Annotated in this window: 14 protein-coding genes and 3 tRNA genes; all 17 read right to left on the reverse strand. The window is 55.6% G+C overall.

Going from position 1 to position 16,225, the window contains the following annotated elements:
- Positions 1-203: 203 nt before the first annotated feature.
- Positions 204-279 (reverse strand) — tRNA-Lys (locus F3I15_RS08610).
- Positions 280-311: 32 nt separating this feature from the next.
- Positions 312-387 (reverse strand) — tRNA-Lys (locus tag F3I15_RS08615).
- 50 nt (positions 388-437) lie between these two features.
- Positions 438-513, reverse strand: a tRNA-Lys gene (locus tag F3I15_RS08620).
- A gap of 166 nt (positions 514-679) precedes the next feature.
- Positions 680-1,468 (reverse strand): cell division protein CpoB, encoded by a 789-nt coding sequence (gene cpoB / locus F3I15_RS08625; RefSeq protein ID WP_071668993.1) that lies wholly within the window; start codon positions 1,466-1,468, stop codon positions 680-682.
- Positions 1,469-1,477: 9 nt separating this feature from the next.
- Complete coding sequence (gene pal / locus F3I15_RS08630; RefSeq protein ID WP_039383250.1) at positions 1,478-2,005, reverse strand: peptidoglycan-associated lipoprotein Pal; 528 nt, start codon at positions 2,003-2,005, stop codon at positions 1,478-1,480.
- A gap of 67 nt (positions 2,006-2,072) precedes the next feature.
- Positions 2,073-3,368 carry a Tol-Pal system beta propeller repeat protein TolB gene (gene tolB / locus F3I15_RS08635; protein ID WP_150017481.1) on the reverse strand — a complete coding sequence of 432 codons (1,296 nt, stop codon included), beginning with the start codon at positions 3,366-3,368 and terminating at the stop codon, positions 2,073-2,075.
- Between the two features lie 117 nt (positions 3,369-3,485).
- The gene (tolA, locus tag F3I15_RS08640) at positions 3,486-4,841 is read right to left on the reverse strand and encodes a cell envelope integrity protein TolA (RefSeq protein ID WP_150017483.1); all 1,356 of its coding nucleotides are present in this window, start codon (positions 4,839-4,841) and stop codon (positions 3,486-3,488) included.
- 25 nt (positions 4,842-4,866) lie between these two features.
- The gene (gene tolR, locus F3I15_RS08645; RefSeq protein WP_039383244.1) at positions 4,867-5,295 is read right to left on the reverse strand and encodes a colicin uptake protein TolR; all 429 of its coding nucleotides are present in this window, start codon (positions 5,293-5,295) and stop codon (positions 4,867-4,869) included.
- Positions 5,296-5,308: 13 nt separating this feature from the next.
- The gene (gene tolQ / locus F3I15_RS08650) at positions 5,309-5,995 is read right to left on the reverse strand and encodes a Tol-Pal system protein TolQ (protein WP_039383242.1); all 687 of its coding nucleotides are present in this window, start codon (positions 5,993-5,995) and stop codon (positions 5,309-5,311) included.
- The gene (ybgC, locus tag F3I15_RS08655; protein ID WP_039383240.1) at positions 5,992-6,396 is read right to left on the reverse strand and encodes a tol-pal system-associated acyl-CoA thioesterase; all 405 of its coding nucleotides are present in this window, start codon (positions 6,394-6,396) and stop codon (positions 5,992-5,994) included. The genes tolQ and ybgC overlap by 4 nt, the downstream gene beginning before the upstream one ends.
- Positions 6,397-6,646: 250 nt before the next feature.
- Positions 6,647-6,760 carry a cytochrome bd-I oxidase subunit CydX gene (cydX, locus tag F3I15_RS08660; protein WP_150017485.1) on the reverse strand — a complete coding sequence of 38 codons (114 nt, stop codon included), beginning with the start codon at positions 6,758-6,760 and terminating at the stop codon, positions 6,647-6,649.
- Between the two features lie 15 nt (positions 6,761-6,775).
- The gene (gene cydB, locus F3I15_RS08665; protein WP_150017487.1) at positions 6,776-7,915 is read right to left on the reverse strand and encodes a cytochrome d ubiquinol oxidase subunit II; all 1,140 of its coding nucleotides are present in this window, start codon (positions 7,913-7,915) and stop codon (positions 6,776-6,778) included.
- 12 nt (positions 7,916-7,927) lie between these two features.
- Positions 7,928-9,499 (reverse strand): cytochrome ubiquinol oxidase subunit I, encoded by a 1,572-nt coding sequence (gene cydA / locus F3I15_RS08670; RefSeq protein WP_150017489.1) that lies wholly within the window; start codon positions 9,497-9,499, stop codon positions 7,928-7,930.
- A 550-nt stretch (positions 9,500-10,049) separates the two neighbouring features.
- Positions 10,050-10,925, reverse strand: a complete 876-nt coding sequence (gene sucD, locus F3I15_RS08675; protein ID WP_039383236.1) for a succinate--CoA ligase subunit alpha — start codon at positions 10,923-10,925, stop codon at positions 10,050-10,052.
- Positions 10,925-12,091, reverse strand: coding sequence for an ADP-forming succinate--CoA ligase subunit beta (sucC, locus tag F3I15_RS08680; RefSeq protein WP_039383235.1), 1,167 nt, complete (start codon positions 12,089-12,091; stop codon positions 10,925-10,927). The genes sucD and sucC overlap by 1 nt, the downstream gene beginning before the upstream one ends.
- A 67-nt stretch (positions 12,092-12,158) precedes the next feature.
- On the reverse strand, positions 12,159-13,373 hold the full coding sequence (gene odhB / locus F3I15_RS08685; RefSeq protein WP_039383234.1) for a 2-oxoglutarate dehydrogenase complex dihydrolipoyllysine-residue succinyltransferase: 1,215 nt from the start codon (positions 13,371-13,373) through the stop codon (positions 12,159-12,161).
- Positions 13,374-13,388: 15 nt separating this feature from the next.
- On the reverse strand, positions 13,389-16,196 hold the full coding sequence (gene sucA / locus F3I15_RS08690; protein ID WP_150017491.1) for a 2-oxoglutarate dehydrogenase E1 component: 2,808 nt from the start codon (positions 16,194-16,196) through the stop codon (positions 13,389-13,391).
- Positions 16,197-16,225: the final 29 nt, after the last annotated feature.

The raw sequence follows: 16,225 nt of genomic DNA on the forward strand, positions 1-16,225 counted from the left end.
GCATTACCGCGTCCGTAACCATATTAACGTACCCGTAGGGGCCGCATTAATGCGGCCCTGGCGCGTTCATTGGCCATCAGGGGGTTATACGCGGCCAGGGCGCCATAAATGGCGCCCCTACGGATAGATGGGCATATTCCGCCAATGCATTACCGTACTGCGAAAAACGAAAAAAGCGCCCATTAGGCGCTTTTTTCTGAATCTGGTGGGTCGTGCAGGATTCGAACCTGCGACCAATTGATTAAAAGTCAACTGCTCTACCAACTGAGCTAACGACCCGCTGTGGAAGCGGCTTACAACTTTAAACTTGATGGTGGGTCGTGCAGGATTCGAACCTGCGACCAATTGATTAAAAGTCAACTGCTCTACCAACTGAGCTAACGACCCATCAAGGTTGTGAAGCTAACTGAAGAACCCGCCTGAACCTGTGGTTAAGATGGTGGGTCGTGCAGGATTCGAACCTGCGACCAATTGATTAAAAGTCAACTGCTCTACCAACTGAGCTAACGACCCATCTTCAGCGTCGCCGATACGCATTTACATATGTCCCGGCAACGGCGGCATATATTACTGATTTAGCGGGAGGGCGCAACCCTTATTTTCCCGCAAATGGCTCAACTGCTTACCTTTCAGGCGGCAAGACCAGAAATCAGGCGAAATCTGGTCTTTTTCGTACAAATTACAATCCGGCCAGCCGCTTTTGCGCCTGCTTTGCTGACTCACTATCCGGGAACTGTTTGATCACCTGCTGATAAACCGCTTTGGCTTTTGCCGTGTCTTTTTTATCCTGCATGATCACGCCAACCTTAAACAGCGCTTCCGCCGCTTTCGGTGATTTGGGATAGTTCTTCACCACCGTGGCAAAATAGTAAGCCGCATCATCCTTCTTGCCTTTGTTGTAATGCAGCTGCCCCAGCCAGTAGTTAGCATTTGGCTGATAGGTAGAGTCAGGATACTTCTTCACCCATGCCTGCAGCGCAGAGATAGCCTGATCGTACTGCTTCTTCTCCAGAATCAGCGCGACGGCAGCGTTGTAATCGGTATTTGCATCGCCGGTTTGTGCGGGTGCGGCAGCCGTATTACTGCTACCCGCATCAGCGTTTCCCGCTGCGGCACCGGCAGCATCAGCGTTACCGCCGCTCTGTGCAGCGGACTGGCTGCTGCTTAACGTGTCGAGCTGCTGGTAAAGCTGCTTCTGACGCTCAACCGCCTGGTTAAGCTGATAGCTGTTCTGCTGGATCTGCCCGCGCAGGGAATCGATGTCGCTCTGATTATCGCTCATCTGCTGCTGTAACTGCTGCAGCAGCTGCGCCTGAGCATTGGAGATACGTTCAAGAGTGGTGACACGGTCTTCGACCGAGCCTGAGCCAACGCTACTGATTGACGCCTGGGCATTAGCGGCCCAGGGGGCCGCTACGCCAACCAGTAACGACAGACCCGCAAGGGATAGTCTGAAGTTACTAATCATATGATTCTCTTAGTAAACCAGTACGGCACGACGGTTTTTAGCGTACGCTGATTCGTCATGGCCCAGTACGGCTGGTTTCTCTTTACCGTAAGATACGATAGACATCTGATCGGCAGAGACGCCTTTGCCCTGCAGATACATTTTCACTGCGTTAGCACGACGCTCGCCCAGGGCGATGTTGTACTCTGGCGTGCCGCGCTCATCCGCATGACCTTCGATAGTCACTTTGTAAGACGGGTTGCCGCGCAGGAAAGCTGCGTGCTGATCCAGCATCTGAGCATAGTCAGACTGCACGTCATACTTGTCCAGACCGAAGTAAACGATGTTGTTCTGCTGCAGCTGCTGCATCTGCAGACGCGCCTGCTCGTCAGAAGACATGTTGCCGCCGTTCATGCCAGCGCCAGAGCCCGCACCATACGCACCATCAGCACCCATACCGGACTGATCGTTGTTGTTGTTTTTGTGTGAGCTACAAGCAGCGACTGCAATCACTGGCAGAGCCAGCATTAAACCCTTCAGCATTTTGTTCAGTTGCATTTCTTTATCCTATTATTTTGTTTGCCATACATTGACTCCCCCGCCTGCGAGGCAAGGGAGCGATGCATCACAGATACGGCGACCAGGCAGGTGATTTTACCTGTCCATCAGTTGCCGGAAGACGCGCTTTGAAACGCCCGTCAGTTGAAACCAGCTGCAGCACGGATCCCATCCCCTGAGTAGAGCTGTAGATAACCATGGTGCCGTTTGGTGCCAGACTTGGCGTTTCATCCAGGAACGTGTCCGTTAACGTCTGAACGGCTCCCGTTTCCAGATCCTGTTTGGCGACGTGCTGCGCGCCACCGGCGCTGCTGATCATCACCATGGTTTTACCGTCGGTCGACACATCCGCATCCTGGTTCTGTTTGCCTTCCCAGGTAATACGCTGTGGCGCGCCGCCGTTAATACCCACTTTATAAATCTGCGGTGCACCCGCCTGATCCGAGGTATACGCCAGGGTCTGGCTATCCGGGAACCAGGTTGGCTCAGTGCTGTTATAGCGGCCGTCTGTTACCTGACGGATCTGACCTGAGCCCAGGTCCATTACATAGAGATTCAGGCTGCCCGTTTTAGAGAGGGCGAAAGCCAGCTTAGAACCATCCGGTGAGAACGATGGTGCACCGTTGTGACGCGGGAAGGAGGCAACCTGACGAATAGCGCCATTTGCCAGCGTCTGGATCACCAGCGCTGATTTGCCACTCTCAAACGTAACGTAGGCCAGTTTGCTGCCGTCAGGTGACCAGGCCGGTGACATCAGCGGCTGCGGTGAACGGTGGACCACAAACTGGTTGTAACCATCGTAGTCAGACACGCGCAGCTCATACGGGAACTGGCCGCCGTTGGTCTGCACAACATAAGCGATACGGGTGCGGAACGCGCCTTTAATGCCGGTCAGCTTCTCAAAGACTTCGTCACTGGCAGTATGCGCCGCATAGCGCAGCCACTGTTTCGTTACTTTGAAGGAGTTTTGTGCCAGTACGCTGCCCGGTGCCCCACCGGTGTCGACCAGCTGATAGGCGACCTGATAGCTGCCATCGGCGTTAGGTGAGACCTGACCGACGACCACGGCATCGATGCCCAGCGCGCTCCATGCGGCAGGCTGAACTTCCTGCGCGCTGCCAGGCTGCTGCGGCAGACGTGAGCGATCCAGCGGATTGAATTTACCACTGTTGCGCACGTCAGCTGCCACAATGCCGCCGACATCTTCTGGCGCCGCGCCAGGGCCGGCCCATTTAAACGGTACTACGCCAATCGGACGGGCAGTGTTAACGCCCTGCGTAATTTCAATGCGTACTTCTGCGTGCAACATAGCGGCCCACAGCAGTACAAAAAAACCTAAGGTTACACGAAGTGCCTGCTTCATCTTATCTCCCTTACCTGAACCTGAGTTCACGATAATTCGCACAGTTCCTGAAAAAACACGAGTATTTTATAGAATACGGCAAGCTAACCTTAGTTCAACCTGCCGTACGTTACTGCATTATTGCGGCCTGAAACGCATTGGTGCGTTTTTAAACACTTCATATACCGCCTGCGAAGGTGGCTTAGGAATACGCGCCTGCTTCGCGGCGGCAATGGCAGCCTGGCATAGTGCCGGATCGCCCCCTTCCGATTTCACATCAATCAGCAGCCCATCGGGTGCCAGCTTAATACGTAAATCGCAGCTCTTACCGCGATAGAGATCGGCATCATAGAAGCGGCTTTGAATGGCGCTGGTGATCTGGCCCAGATAGGCATTGACCTCAGCACCCGATGCACCCGCTTTCTTCTGATTGCCCTGCCCTGCTGCACCACCGCCGCCGGCTGCAGCACCACTCTTCGGCGCGTTTTTACCGGAGGAGAGGCCGCCCAGCAGATCGTCAACGTCGCTTTCGCCCTGCGCGGCTTCAGCAGCCGCCTTTTTCTTCGCGTCCGCGGCTGCTTTGGCTTTCGCCGCTGCATCTGCTTTTGCTTTAGCGGCTGCATCCGCTTTCGCTTTGGCAGCGGCGTCTGCTTTCGCTTTCGCCTCAGCGGCCGCTTTCTCTTTAGCCGCTTCAGCTGCTTTCTCTTTAGCGGCTTCCGCAGCTTTTTCCTTTGCCGCCTCTGCTGCTTTCTCTTTGGCTTCCTGCGCAGCTTTGGCTTTCGCCTCTGCCGCTGCTTTAGCTTTGGCATCGGCCGCTGCCTGCGCTTTCGCTTCCGCCTGCGCTTTGGCTTTCGCTTCAGCTGCCGCTTTCGCCTGCTCTGCTGCTTTCTCTTTTGCAGCATCCGCTGCCGCTGCTTTCGCCTGCTCTTCCGCCTGTTTCTTCGCCTCGGCAGCAGCCTGCTTCGCTTCAGCCGCTGCGGTTGCTTTCGCTTCTGCTGCTGCTTTAGCGCGCGCGTCTGCTTCTGCTTTCGCATCTGCTTTCGCCTGTGCGGCAGCCGCTTCAGCCGCTTTTTGCTGCTCCTGAGCCTGCTTTGCAGCTGCTTCGGCCGCTTTCTGCTGCTCAGCCTGCTGTTTAGCCTGTTCTTTCGCTTCCTGCTGCGCCTGCAGCCGCTCTTTTTCCAGCGCTTTCAGACGCTGCTGTTCGGCGGCCTGCTTCTGCTGTAGCTCTTCCGCCTGCTGCTGCGCCTGCTTTTTCCGCTGCTGTTCTGCGCGCTGGCTGTCGCTCTGCTGATTTTGCTGACGATTATATTGTTCAACCACAGCCCCGGGATCGACCATGACGGCATCAATATCGCTACCGCCGCCGCCGCCGCTCGCTTCAATATGTTCGTTTAACGAGCTCCAGATCAGCAGCGCGATCAGCACGATGTGCAGCGCCACCGAAACGATAATTGCGCGTTTCAACTTCTGGTTCTGTTCGGTTGCCTTCGACACTCTCGGTTCCCAAAAACAAGTCGCGTTAAATCGGCTGCGTCATCAGACCGACTGATTTGACGCCAGCCTGATGAAGCAGGTTCAGCGCTTTAATGATTTCGTCGTAAGGCACATCTTTGGCCCCGCCAATCAGAAACACAGTTTTAGGATTGGCCTCAATACGACGCTGCGCTTCACTCACAACCTGCTCAGGCGGCAGCTGGGTCATACGATCGTGATCCACCACCAGGCTGTATTGTCCTACACCAGCTACTTCAACAATCACCGGCGGATTATCATCGCTGGCGACCGTTTTGGAGTCAGTGGCGTCCGGCAGATCAACTTCCACGCTCTGCGTAATGATTGGCGCGGTTGCCATAAAGATAAGCAGCAGCACCAGCAGCACATCGAGCAGCGGAACAATGTTGATTTCCGACTTAAGATCGCGGCGTCCGCGACCACGGGTTCTGGCCATCGTAAACCTCGACTTACTTCGTATTGTCGCTAGAGAAAGCCTGACGATGCAGGATAGCCGTGAACTCTTCCATAAAGTTATCGTAACCCTGCTCCAGCTTGTTGACGCGCTGGTTCAGACGGTTATAGGCCATGACCGCCGGGATCGCGGCAAACAGGCCGATTGCAGTGGCGATCAGCGCTTCTGCGATACCCGGTGCCACCATCTGCAGCGTGGCCTGCTTGACTGCGCCCAGCGCGATGAAAGCGTGCATGATCCCCCATACGGTACCAAACAGACCGATATAAGGGCTGATAGAACCCACGGTGCCGAGGAAAGGAATATGGGTCTCCAGCGCTTCCAGCTCGCGATTCATAGAGATACGCATGGCGCGGCTGGCGCCCTCAACCACCGCTTCCGGCGCATGGCTGTTTACGCGATGCAGGCGGGCAAACTCTTTAAAGCCAGCGTAGAAAATTTGTTCCGAACCGCCCAGCTCATCACGACGCCCCTGGCTCTCCTGATAGAGACGCGAGAGTTCGATACCGGACCAGAACTTATCTTCAAAGGCGTCCGCTTCGCGTCCTGCCGCATTCAGAATGCGCGTACGCTGGATGATGATTGCCCAGGAGGCAATAGAAAAGCCGATCAAAATCAACATGATAAGTTTGACCAGAAGGCTCGCCTTCAGGAACAAATCAAGAACATTCATGTCAGTCACTGCTTGAACTCCGCGACAATAGACTTGGGAAGCGCAATCGGCTTCATCAGGTGTGGGTTAATGCAGGCGATCAGGACATCCGCCTCGTTGAGCACCCTGCCTTCAGCATTGACGATACGCTGGGTAAAGGTCATGGTTGCGCGGGTCATTGAGGTCACTTCGGTCTGTATCTCCAGAAGGTCGTCAAGGCGAGCCGCGGCGATGAACTCCACCGTCATGCGCCGTACCACAAATGCGACCTGCTCTTCTAACAGGACGTGTTGATTGAAATGGCGCTGACGCAGCATTTCGGTACGTGCTCGTTCATAAAAAGCAAGATAGCTGGCGTGGTAAACCACACCTCCGGCATCGGTATCTTCATAGTAGACCCGCACCGGCCAGCGAAACAGCGTTGTACTCACTCTACATCCCGGTCTCATTTTTAAACGTTGCTACTATACGCAAGAGCGATCCGCTTGGGAATGGTCCGCCAGAGCCAGAAGAAAATAATTATCTGACGGTAACAACCAGAAGGAATTACTCAACATTTCCTGACCTGATGCTGACAAAAATCCTTGTCTGCAGTCAGGCATTTTTGCCGTTTACAGGCATAAAAAAGGGCCCGTCCGGACCCCTCTGTTACCGCATGCTAGCGGCCAGCACGCTGACCGTTCAGGCGTTATCATCCTCTGCACGGCTTGCGTCCCTCTGCTCCAGCGCCAGGGCGGTGATCACACCTAATGCGCAGGCCAGCAGCGTGCCGAGGATCCAGGCAAAATACCACATGCAAAAGCTCCTTAATCAGTAGAGAGAGTGCGTGTTGCGTTTAATATCATCTTTGGTAATGCGACCGAACATTTTGTAGTAGCACCAGCTGGTGTAGGCCAGAATGATCGGCACAAAGATGAGTGCGGCGATGGTCATAATCTTCAGCGTCAGCAGGCTGGAGGTGGCATCCCAGAGGGTCAGGCTGCTGCCCGGCACGGAGCTGGAGGGCATGATGAACGGGAACAGCGCGATACCGGCGGTCATGATGACGCAGGCCAGCGTCAGGGAAGAGAAGATGAATGCCCGGGCGCCCCGCTCACCGCGCGAGCAGAGTAGTGTAAGCAGCGGCAGAACAGCGCCCAGCAGCGGAAACGCCCACAGCAGCGGCATCTGCTCAAAATTACGCAGCCAGGCGCCCGCCTCGCGCACCACCTCTTTGCCCAGCGGATTAGAGGCTGCGTGGTGATCGATAACGCTTTTCACCACATAGCCGTCAAGGCCATATTTTACCCACAAGCCCGCCAGCACAAAGGCGATAAGCATCACCAGCGCCCCCGCCTGCGCCGCGCTGCGCGCGCGTAAATGCAGCTCACCGCAGGTGCGCATCTGCAGGTAGGTGGCGCCCTGGGTCAGGATCATCGCCACGCTGATGACTCCCACCAGCAGGCCAAATGGATTGAGCAGCTGGAAGAAATTGCCGGTATAGAACAGACGCAGATAGCTATCCGCATGAAACGGCACCCCCTGCAGCAGATTGCCAAAGGCGACGCCTATCACCAGCGGCGGGACAAAACTGCCGGCAAAGATGCCCCAGTCCCACACGGCACGCCAGCGCCTGTCTTCGATTTTGGAGCGATAATCAAAACCCACCGGGCGAAAAAAGAGCGAGGCGAGCACCAGAATCATGGCGACATAGAAACCAGAGAAGGCGGCGGCATAGACCATGGGCCAGGCGGCAAACAGCGCACCGCCAGCCGTGATCAGCCAGACCTGATTGCCGTCCCAGTGCGGTGCAATCGTGTTGATCATAATACGGCGCTCGGTGTCGCTGCGTCCGAGCACGGGCGTCAGCATCCCAACGCCCATATCAAAGCCGTCCGCCACGGCAAAGCCGATTAGCAGTATGCCAATCAGCAGCCACCAGACAAAACGTAACACTTCGTAGTCAAACATGGTTGCTCTCCTTTAGCCGCGCTCTGGCTGCGTAGCGATCTGCACTGATTCATTGTGATAGCGGCCGGTTTTCAGGCTGCCCGGCCCCAGGCGGGCAAACCGGAACATCAGATACATCTCTGCCACCAGAAACAGCGTGTAGAGTCCGCAAATCAGCGTCATCGAAAACAGCACGTCTCCCGCGGTCAGTGAAGAGTTCGCTACGGCGGTGGGTAACACTTCACCAATTGCCCACGGCTGACGCCCGTACTCCGCAACAAACCAGCCCGCCTCGATAGCGATCCACGGCAGCGGAATACCATACAGTGCGGCTTTCAGCAGCCAGCGCTGCTGACCAATCCGGTCGCGGATTACGCTCCAGAATGAGAGGGCGATAATCGCCAGCAACAGCGCGCCGCACAGCACCATGATACGGAAGGCAAAATAGAGCGGTGCCACGCGCGGAATGGCGTCTTTCACCGCCTGCTGTATCTGCGCTTCGCTGGCATCGGTGACCGTCGGGGTGTAGCGCTTAAGCAGCAGGCCGTAGCCAAGATCCTGCTTGCTGGCTTCAAACGCGCGGCGGACTTCCGGGTCCTGATTGCCATTGCGCAGCGCATTGAGCAGGCCATACGCTTTGATGCCGTTGCGGATCCGCACCTCATGCTGCGCCTGCAGTTCTTTCAGGCCGGTCACGGGTTTATCCACTGAGCGCGTGGCGATAAGGCCAAGCAGATACGGAATCTGAATCGCATATGTGTTATCCTGCGTCTCCTGATTCGGTATACCAAATAGCGTGAAGGCGGCGGGTGCCGGCTGGGTCTCCCACTCCGCCTCAATTGCGGCCAGTTTGGTTTTCTGGACATCCCCCATCTCGTAGCCCGACTCATCGCCGAGCACAATCACCGAGAGCACCGCCGCCATGCCGAAACTGGCCGCAATGGCAAAGGAGCGGCGGGCAAACGCCACATCGCGCCCTTTAAGCAGATACCAGCCACTTATCCCCAGCACAAACATAGCGCCAGCGGTATAGCCCGCCGCCACGGTATGCACAAATTTCACCTGTGCAACCGGGTTAAGCACCAGCTCTGAAAAGCTCAGCATTTCCATACGCATGGTTTCAGCGTTGAATGCTGCGGCGATGGGATTTTGCATCCAGCCATTCGCCACCAGGATCCAGAGCGCAGAAAGGTTGGATCCCAGGGCCACCAGCCAGGTGACCGCCAGATGCTGAACTTTGCCCAGCCGGTCCCAGCCAAAGAAAAACAGGCCGACAAAGGTGGATTCAAGAAAGAACGCCATTAATCCTTCAATGGCCAGCGGCGCCCCGAAAATATCGCCGACGTAGTGGGAGTAATAGGACCAGTTAGTGCCGAACTGAAACTCCATAGTAAGTCCGGTGGCCACGCCCAGCGCAAAGTTGATGCCAAACAACTTGCCCCAGAATTTGGTCATATCTTTATAAATCTGTTTGCCCGACAGCACGTAGACGGTTTCCATGATCGCCAGCAGAAACGCCATACCCAGCGTTAATGGTACGAACAGAAAGTGGTACATCGCCGTCAGGGCAAACTGTAAGCGCGACAGCTCGACAACATCTAACATAAGAACTCCTTGCTCTTCGCATGCCGCTATATTGCCGGACGGTAAACGGCGCAACAGCGTGCAGGAACGGCCGATTATTAATTCCGGTTTTATTATCCGCAGATAGCGCAATCTGCGGCCCGAAATGAGCGAGTAATAGTGGTGATAATTCCCTGAAAATATCGCTTCACATTTCTGTCATGCAGGCGTCAGCGTCAGATGCCACAATATTGATCCGGGGGCATACGACTCAGGCGACTGTTATCAGTGACAAAACTATGAATTGATGCAGCGCAATTTATACCGGCTGGGTTGTTTTTAGCCAGCAGTAAAGTTTGCTATAACACGCTATTATTTGATCTGGATTAAGATATAAAGTTTACGAATATGTAGTCTGAAAGAGTTGTTAAATCGATGTCAAAAGCTGCCGTGTTTAATTAAAATTACGATTACCTTTTCTGTGAGTTATTAACTTTAAAATCCGCCGCATCGGATAATAAATGAAAACAGCTGCGCTGCAGGCATAAAAAAAGCCACCCGCAGGTGGCTTATGCTTATTCAGTCAGCGCAATCAGTTAGCAGGCAGAACCGCTTTTACCGCATCACCGATATCGGCCAGGCTGCGGACGGTTTTCACACCTGCCGCTTCCAGCGCAGCAAACTTCTCGTCAGCCGTGCCTTTACCGCCGGCAATGATGGCGCCAGCATGGCCCATACGTTTGCCTTTCGGCGCCGTTACGCCTGCGATATAGCCGACAACCGGCTTGGTAACGTGCTCTTTGATAAAGGCTGCCGCTTCTTCTTCCGCGCTGCCGCCGATTTCACCGATCATCACAATCGCTTCAGTCTGCGGATCGTCCTGGAACATCTGCAGAATATCGATAAAGTTAGAGCCCGGGATCGGGTCGCCGCCGATACCGACACAGGTAGACTGGCCATAGCCAATATCTGTGGTCTGCTTAACCGCTTCATAAGTCAGGGTACCAGAACGTGATACGATGCCCACGCGGCCCGGCTGATGAATGTGGCCTGGCATAATGCCGATTTTGCATTCGCCTGGGGTGATCACGCCAGGGCAGTTAGGGCCAATCATGCGCACGCCTGCTTCATCCAGCTTCATTTTCACAGTCAGCATATCCAGCGTCGGGATACCTTCAGTGATGGTGATGATCAGCTTGATGCCCGCGTCGATCGCTTCCAGGATACCGTCTTTGCAGAACGGAGCCGGAACGTAGATAACCGTTGCCGTTGCGCCGGTCGCTTCTACCGCTTCACGCACGGTATTGAACACCGGCAGGCCCAGATGGGTAGTGCCGCCTTTGCCTGGCGTTACGCCGCCAACCAGCTGCGTGCCATAAGCCAGCGCCTGCTCAGAGTGAAAAGTCCCCTGTCCACCGGTGAAACCCTGGCAGATGACTTTGGTGTTCTTGTCGATCAGAATGGACATTATTTACCCTCCGCTGCAGCAACAACGCGCTGTGCCGCGTCTGTCAGGCTGGTTGCTGCAATGATGTTCAGACCGCTGTCCGCCAGTTTCTTAGCGCCCAGCTCAGCGTTGTTACCTTCCAGACGTACCACTACCGGCACGTTGACACCCACTTCTGCCACCGCGCCGATGATGCCGTCAGCGATCAGATCGCAACGGACAATACCGCCGAAGATGTTAACGAATACCGCTTTTACCGCGTCGTCAGAGAGGATGATTTTGAAGGCTTCGGTTACGCGCTCTTTGGTTGCGCCGCCGCCGACATCAAGGAAGTTTGCAGGCTGGCCACCGTGATGCTTCACGATATCCATTGTGCCCATCGCCAGACCCGCGCCGTTGACCATACAGCCAATGTTGCCTTCCAGCGCGACATAGTTCAGCTCCCACTGCGTTGCGTGCGCTTCGCGTGGATCTTCCTGGCTTGGATCGCGCATTTCGCGCAGTTCAGGCTGGCGGAACAGCGCGTTGCCGTCTGCGCCCAGCTTGCCATCCAGGCAGATCAGGTCACCCTGTTTGGTGATCACCAGCGGGTTGATCTCAACCATCGCCAGATCGCGCTCCAGGAACATGGTAGCCAGACCCATAAAGATTTTGGTGAACTGGCTGACCTGCTTACCGGTCAGACCCAGTTTGAACGCCAGTTCGCGGCCCTGGTATGGCTGCGGTCCCGCTAACGGGTCGAGCGCCATTTTGTGGATCAGGTGCGGGGTCTCTTCCGCTACTTTTTCAATTTCCACACCGCCTTCGGTTGATGCCATGAAGATCACGCGGCGCGTGGCGCGATCGACGACCGCACCCAGATAGAGTTCCTGATCGATATCCGTTGCTGCTTCAACCAGAATCTGGTTAACCGGCTGACCCAGCGCATCTGTCTGATAGGTCACCAGGCGTTTACCCAGCCAGTGCTCAGCAAATGCACGGATCTCTTCTTTACTTTTCACTACCTTCACGCCGCCCGCTTTACCACGGCCACCGGCATGAACCTGACATTTCACTACCCACGGGCCTGCGCCAATTTTTGAGGCGGCTTCTTCGGCTTCACGTGGCGTGGTGCAGGCATAACCAGTCGGTGCTGGCATACCATACCGTGCAAACAGCTGCTTCGCCTGGTATTCGTGTAAGTTCATGATGTTCTATCCATTCAGATCTGAAACATTTAAATGTGGGCGCGCATCGCTGCGCGCCCGGCGAAAATCAGACATCCAGCAGCAGACGAGCCGGATCTTCCAGCATCTCTTTCACTGCGACCAGATAGCCTACCGATTCACGGCCATCGATCAGACGGTGATCGTAAGAGAGCGCCAGATACATCATCGGCAGGATCACAACCTGACCATTGACCGCCATCGGACGATCTTTAATGGCGTGCATGCCCAGAATGGCGCTCTGCGGCGGGTTGATGATTGGCGTTGACATCAGCGAACCAAATACGCCGCCGTTGGTGATGGTGAAGTTACCGCCGGTCAGCTCTTCAACTGTCAGCTTGCCATCACGGCCTTTCACCGCCAGCTCTTTAATTTTCTTCTCGATATCCGCCATGCTCAGCGCATCCACATCTTTCAGCACTGGCGTGACCAGACCGCGTGGGGTAGAAACGGCGATGCTGACATCGAAGTAGTTGTGGTACACCACATCTTCGCCATCGATAGAGGCGTTCACTTCCGGGAAGCGCTTCAGGGCTTCAACGACCGCTTTGATGTAGAAGGACATAAAGCCCAGACGCACACCGTGGCGTTTTTCAAACGCCTCACCATACTGCTTGCGCAGGTCCATGATGGGCTTCATGTTGATTTCGTTGAACGTGGTCAGCATGGCGGTGCTGTTTTTCGCTTCCAGCAGACGCTCAGCCACGCGTTTGCGCAGGCGGGTCATCGGCACGCGCTTCTCGCTGCGGTTAGCAACCGGAGCCGGAGCTGCCGCTTCAGCAGCCGGCGCCGCTTTCGCCTCTGGCTTTTTCGCCAGGTGCTTTTCAATGTCTTCGCGCGTCAGTCGGCCACCCACGCCGGTGCCTTTGATCTGGCTGGCATCGAGATTGTTTTCCGCAATCAGACGGCGAACAGCAGGACTCAGTGCATCGCTGCTCTCTTCTTCAAGAGACGCGGACTGGCGCTGTGCCGGTGCAGATTCATTGCTCTCAACTTTCGCTGAGGTCTCTTTCCCGCCGCTGTTGCCCTCTTTCAGGCGACCAAGCAGCTGGCGCGAGGTGACGGTAGCACCCTCTTCTTCCAGCACGGCTTCCAGAATACCATCAGCAGCAGCAGGAACTTCCAGCACCACTTTGTCGGTTTCAATTTCGACCAGCACTTCATCACGGCTGACTGCATCGCCCGGTTTTTTGTGCCAGGTTGCAACCGTTGCGTCCGCTACGGATTCAGGTAAATCGGGAACGAGAATTTCTACGCTACTCATTTTCTTTCCTTTTTATTAACCAAGGTTCAGCGCGTCGTTGACCAGGTCTTGCTGCTGTTGTTGATGTACGGACATATAGCCCACGGCCGGTGAAGCAGATGCCGGACGGCCTGCGTAACGCAGCGACGCACCAAAGGGAACCACTTCGCGGAAATGATGCTGACTGCAATACCATGCGCCCTGATTCAGCGGCTCTTCCTGACACCAGACGAAATCCTGGACATGGGCATAATCTTTTAACGCTTCCTGAACCGCTTTGTGCGGGAAAGGATAGAGCTGCTCGATGCGCACAATGGCAACATCGCTCTGCTCGTGTTTGCGGCGCTGCTCCAGCAGATCGTAATAGACCTTGCCTGAGCAGAGCACCACGCGTTTAACCTGCTGCGGATCGAGCGCATCGATCTCGCCAATCGCCGGCTGGAAGCTGCCGTTTGCCAGATCGTCCAGGCTGGAGATCGCCAGCGGATGACGCAGCAGCGACTTCGGCGACATCACAATCAGCGGACGGCGCATACCGCGCAGCGCCTGACGACGCAGCATGTGGTAAACCTGAGCCGGAGTAGATGGCACGCAAACCTGCATATTCTGCTCAGCGCAGAGCTGCAGATAACGCTCCAGGCGCGCTGAGGAGTGCTCCGGACCCTGACCTTCATAACCGTGCGGCAGCAGCATTACCAGGCCACACATACGGCCCCACTTCTGCTCGCCCGAGCTGATGAACTGATCGATAACAACCTGTGCGCCGTTGGCGAAGTCACCAAACTGCGCTTCCCAGATGGTCAGCACGCGCGGCTCTGCGGTGGCGTAGCCATATTCAAACGCCAGTACCGCCTCTTCCGACAGCACGGAGTCCCAGACTTTGAACTCTCCCTGACCATTATGAATATGGTGCAGCGGCGTATAGGTAGAGCCATTCAGCTGGTTGTGGATCACCGCATGGCGGTGGAAGAAGGTGCCGCGTCCGGAATCTTCGCCAGAGAGACGCACCGGAATGCCCTCATCTACCAGCGTGGCGTAGGCCAGATTCTCTGCCCCGCCCCAGTCAAACGGCTTGTTGCCTTCCGCCATCTCTTTGCGGTCGTTGTAAATTTTGGCCACGCGCGACTGCACGTCAACCGCTTCCGGTACCGTGCTGATACGACGCGCCAGCTCCTGCAGGCGTTTCAGCTCAACCGTTTCCGGGTAGCTCTCATCCCACTCGTGGTTGAGATAAGGCGACCAGGTAAACGAGTGCAGGCTCATCGGGCGCCATTCCGGCACCACGCACTCACCGGCATCCAGCGCATCGCGATAGAGGTTAACCAGTTCAGTGGCATCTTCCTGCGAGGCTACGCCCTGGCTCTGCAGCCGGTCGGCATACAGTTTACGCGGCGTTGGATGCTTTTTAATCTTCTGATACATCAGCGGCTGCGTTGCACTTGGCTCATCCGCTTCGTTATGGCCATGGCGGCGATAGCAGACCAGATCGATAAAGACATCGCGCTTAAAGGTGTTGCGGTAGTCGAGCGCCAGACGGGTAACAAAAGCAACGGCTTCCGGATCGTCCGCGTTCACGTGGAAAATAGGCGCCAGCACCATCTTACCGATATCGGTACAGTAAGGCGTGGAGCGCGCATCTCTTGGATTTGACGTGGTAAAGCCAACCTGGTTATTGATCACGATACGCACCGTACCGCCAACCTCATAACCACGCGCCTGCGACATGTTCAGGGTTTCCTGCACCACACCCTGACCAATTACCGCTGCGTCACCGTGAATGGTGATAGGCAGAACTTTGTTGCTGCCCGGCTCAGAGAGACGATCGAGGCGGGCGCGTACGGAGCCCATGACAACCGGGCTGACAATCTCCAGATGCGACGGGTTAAACGCCAGTGCCAGATGCACCAGGCCCCCTTCCGTTTCTACATCGGAAGAGAAGCCCATGTGGTATTTCACATCACCGGTACCCAGATGCTCTTTGTGCTTGCCGGCGAACTCATCAAACAGATCCTGCGGCTTTTTGCCCAGTACGTTAATCAGCACGTTCAGACGTCCGCGGTGCGCCATACCCAGCACCACTTCGCGCGTACCGCTTTTCCCGGCGTGGCGAATCATTTCGCGCAGCATAGGCACCAGCGCATCGCCACCTTCCAGTGAGAAGCGTTTAGCGCCGGGGAATTTCGCTCCAAGATATTTTTCCAGACCTTCGGCTGCGGTCAGCTCTTTCAGGAAGCCTTTTTTCTCTTCCGCGCTGAATGAAGCCTGTCCAGCCACTGATTCAAGACGCTGCTGGATCCAGCGCTTCTCTTCAGTGTTGTTAATGTGCATATACTCTGCGCCAATCGATCCGCAGTAGGTCTGCTGCAGGGCGGCGTAGAGATCGGCCAGCTTCATCGTCTCTTTGCCAATCGCAAATGAGCCTACGTTGAAGCTTTCCTGAAAATCGGCGTCGGTCAGATCGTGAAAGGCCGGGTCGAGATCGGCCACGATATCCTGTTTCCACAGGCCAAGCGGATCAAGATTAGCGTGCTGATGGCCGCGGAAACGGAACGCGTTAATCAGCTGCAGGACTTTAACCTGTTTGGAGTTAGCGGCCGGATCGGTAACGGTAGAGGTGTAGCGGGTGGCATCCTTCGCCAGGCGGCGGAAATAGTCACGCGTCGTGGAGTGAAACTGCTCTGGTTTTACGCCGGTACCTGGCAACTGCTGGAACAGGTCGCGCCACACTTCATCAACAGAGTCAGGATCGGTCAGGAAATCCTCATAGAGTTGCTCTATGTAAGACTGGTTCGCGCCGGCCAGCCAGGAGGAGTCCAGCCAGGGTTTCATCGCGCTGTTCTGCATTGTGATCCCTTAAGCATTAAGCTGCTTTT

Source organism: Pantoea sp. M_9 (assembly GCF_008631385.1).
GTDB classification, from domain to species: Bacteria; Pseudomonadota; Gammaproteobacteria; order Enterobacterales; family Enterobacteriaceae; genus Pantoea; species Pantoea eucrina.

Excerpts from the sequence above, each read along its gene's own strand:
- odhB (WP_039383234.1), bottom strand. The coding sequence starts at position 13,373 with ATGAGTAGCGTAGAAATTCTCGTTCCCGATTTACCTGAATCCGTAGCG.
- cydX (WP_150017485.1), bottom strand. The coding sequence starts at position 6,760 with ATGTGGTATTTTGCCTGGATCCTCGGCACGCTGCTGGCCTGCGCATTA.
- tolR (WP_039383244.1), bottom strand. The coding sequence starts at position 5,295 with ATGGCCAGAACCCGTGGTCGCGGACGCCGCGATCTTAAGTCGGAAATC.
- pal (WP_039383250.1), bottom strand. The coding sequence starts at position 2,005 with ATGCAACTGAACAAAATGCTGAAGGGTTTAATGCTGGCTCTGCCAGTG.
- sucC (WP_039383235.1), bottom strand. The coding sequence starts at position 12,091 with ATGAACTTACACGAATACCAGGCGAAGCAGCTGTTTGCACGGTATGGT.
- cydA (WP_150017489.1), bottom strand. The coding sequence starts at position 9,499 with ATGTTAGATGTTGTCGAGCTGTCGCGCTTACAGTTTGCCCTGACGGCG.
- sucD (WP_039383236.1), bottom strand. The coding sequence starts at position 10,925 with ATGTCCATTCTGATCGACAAGAACACCAAAGTCATCTGCCAGGGTTTC.
- sucA (WP_150017491.1), bottom strand. The coding sequence starts at position 16,196 with ATGCAGAACAGCGCGATGAAACCCTGGCTGGACTCCTCCTGGCTGGCC.
- cpoB (WP_071668993.1), bottom strand. The coding sequence starts at position 1,468 with ATGATTAGTAACTTCAGACTATCCCTTGCGGGTCTGTCGTTACTGGTT.
- cydB (WP_150017487.1), bottom strand. The coding sequence starts at position 7,915 with ATGTTTGACTACGAAGTGTTACGTTTTGTCTGGTGGCTGCTGATTGGC.
- tolB (WP_150017481.1), bottom strand. The coding sequence starts at position 3,368 with ATGAAGCAGGCACTTCGTGTAACCTTAGGTTTTTTTGTACTGCTGTGG.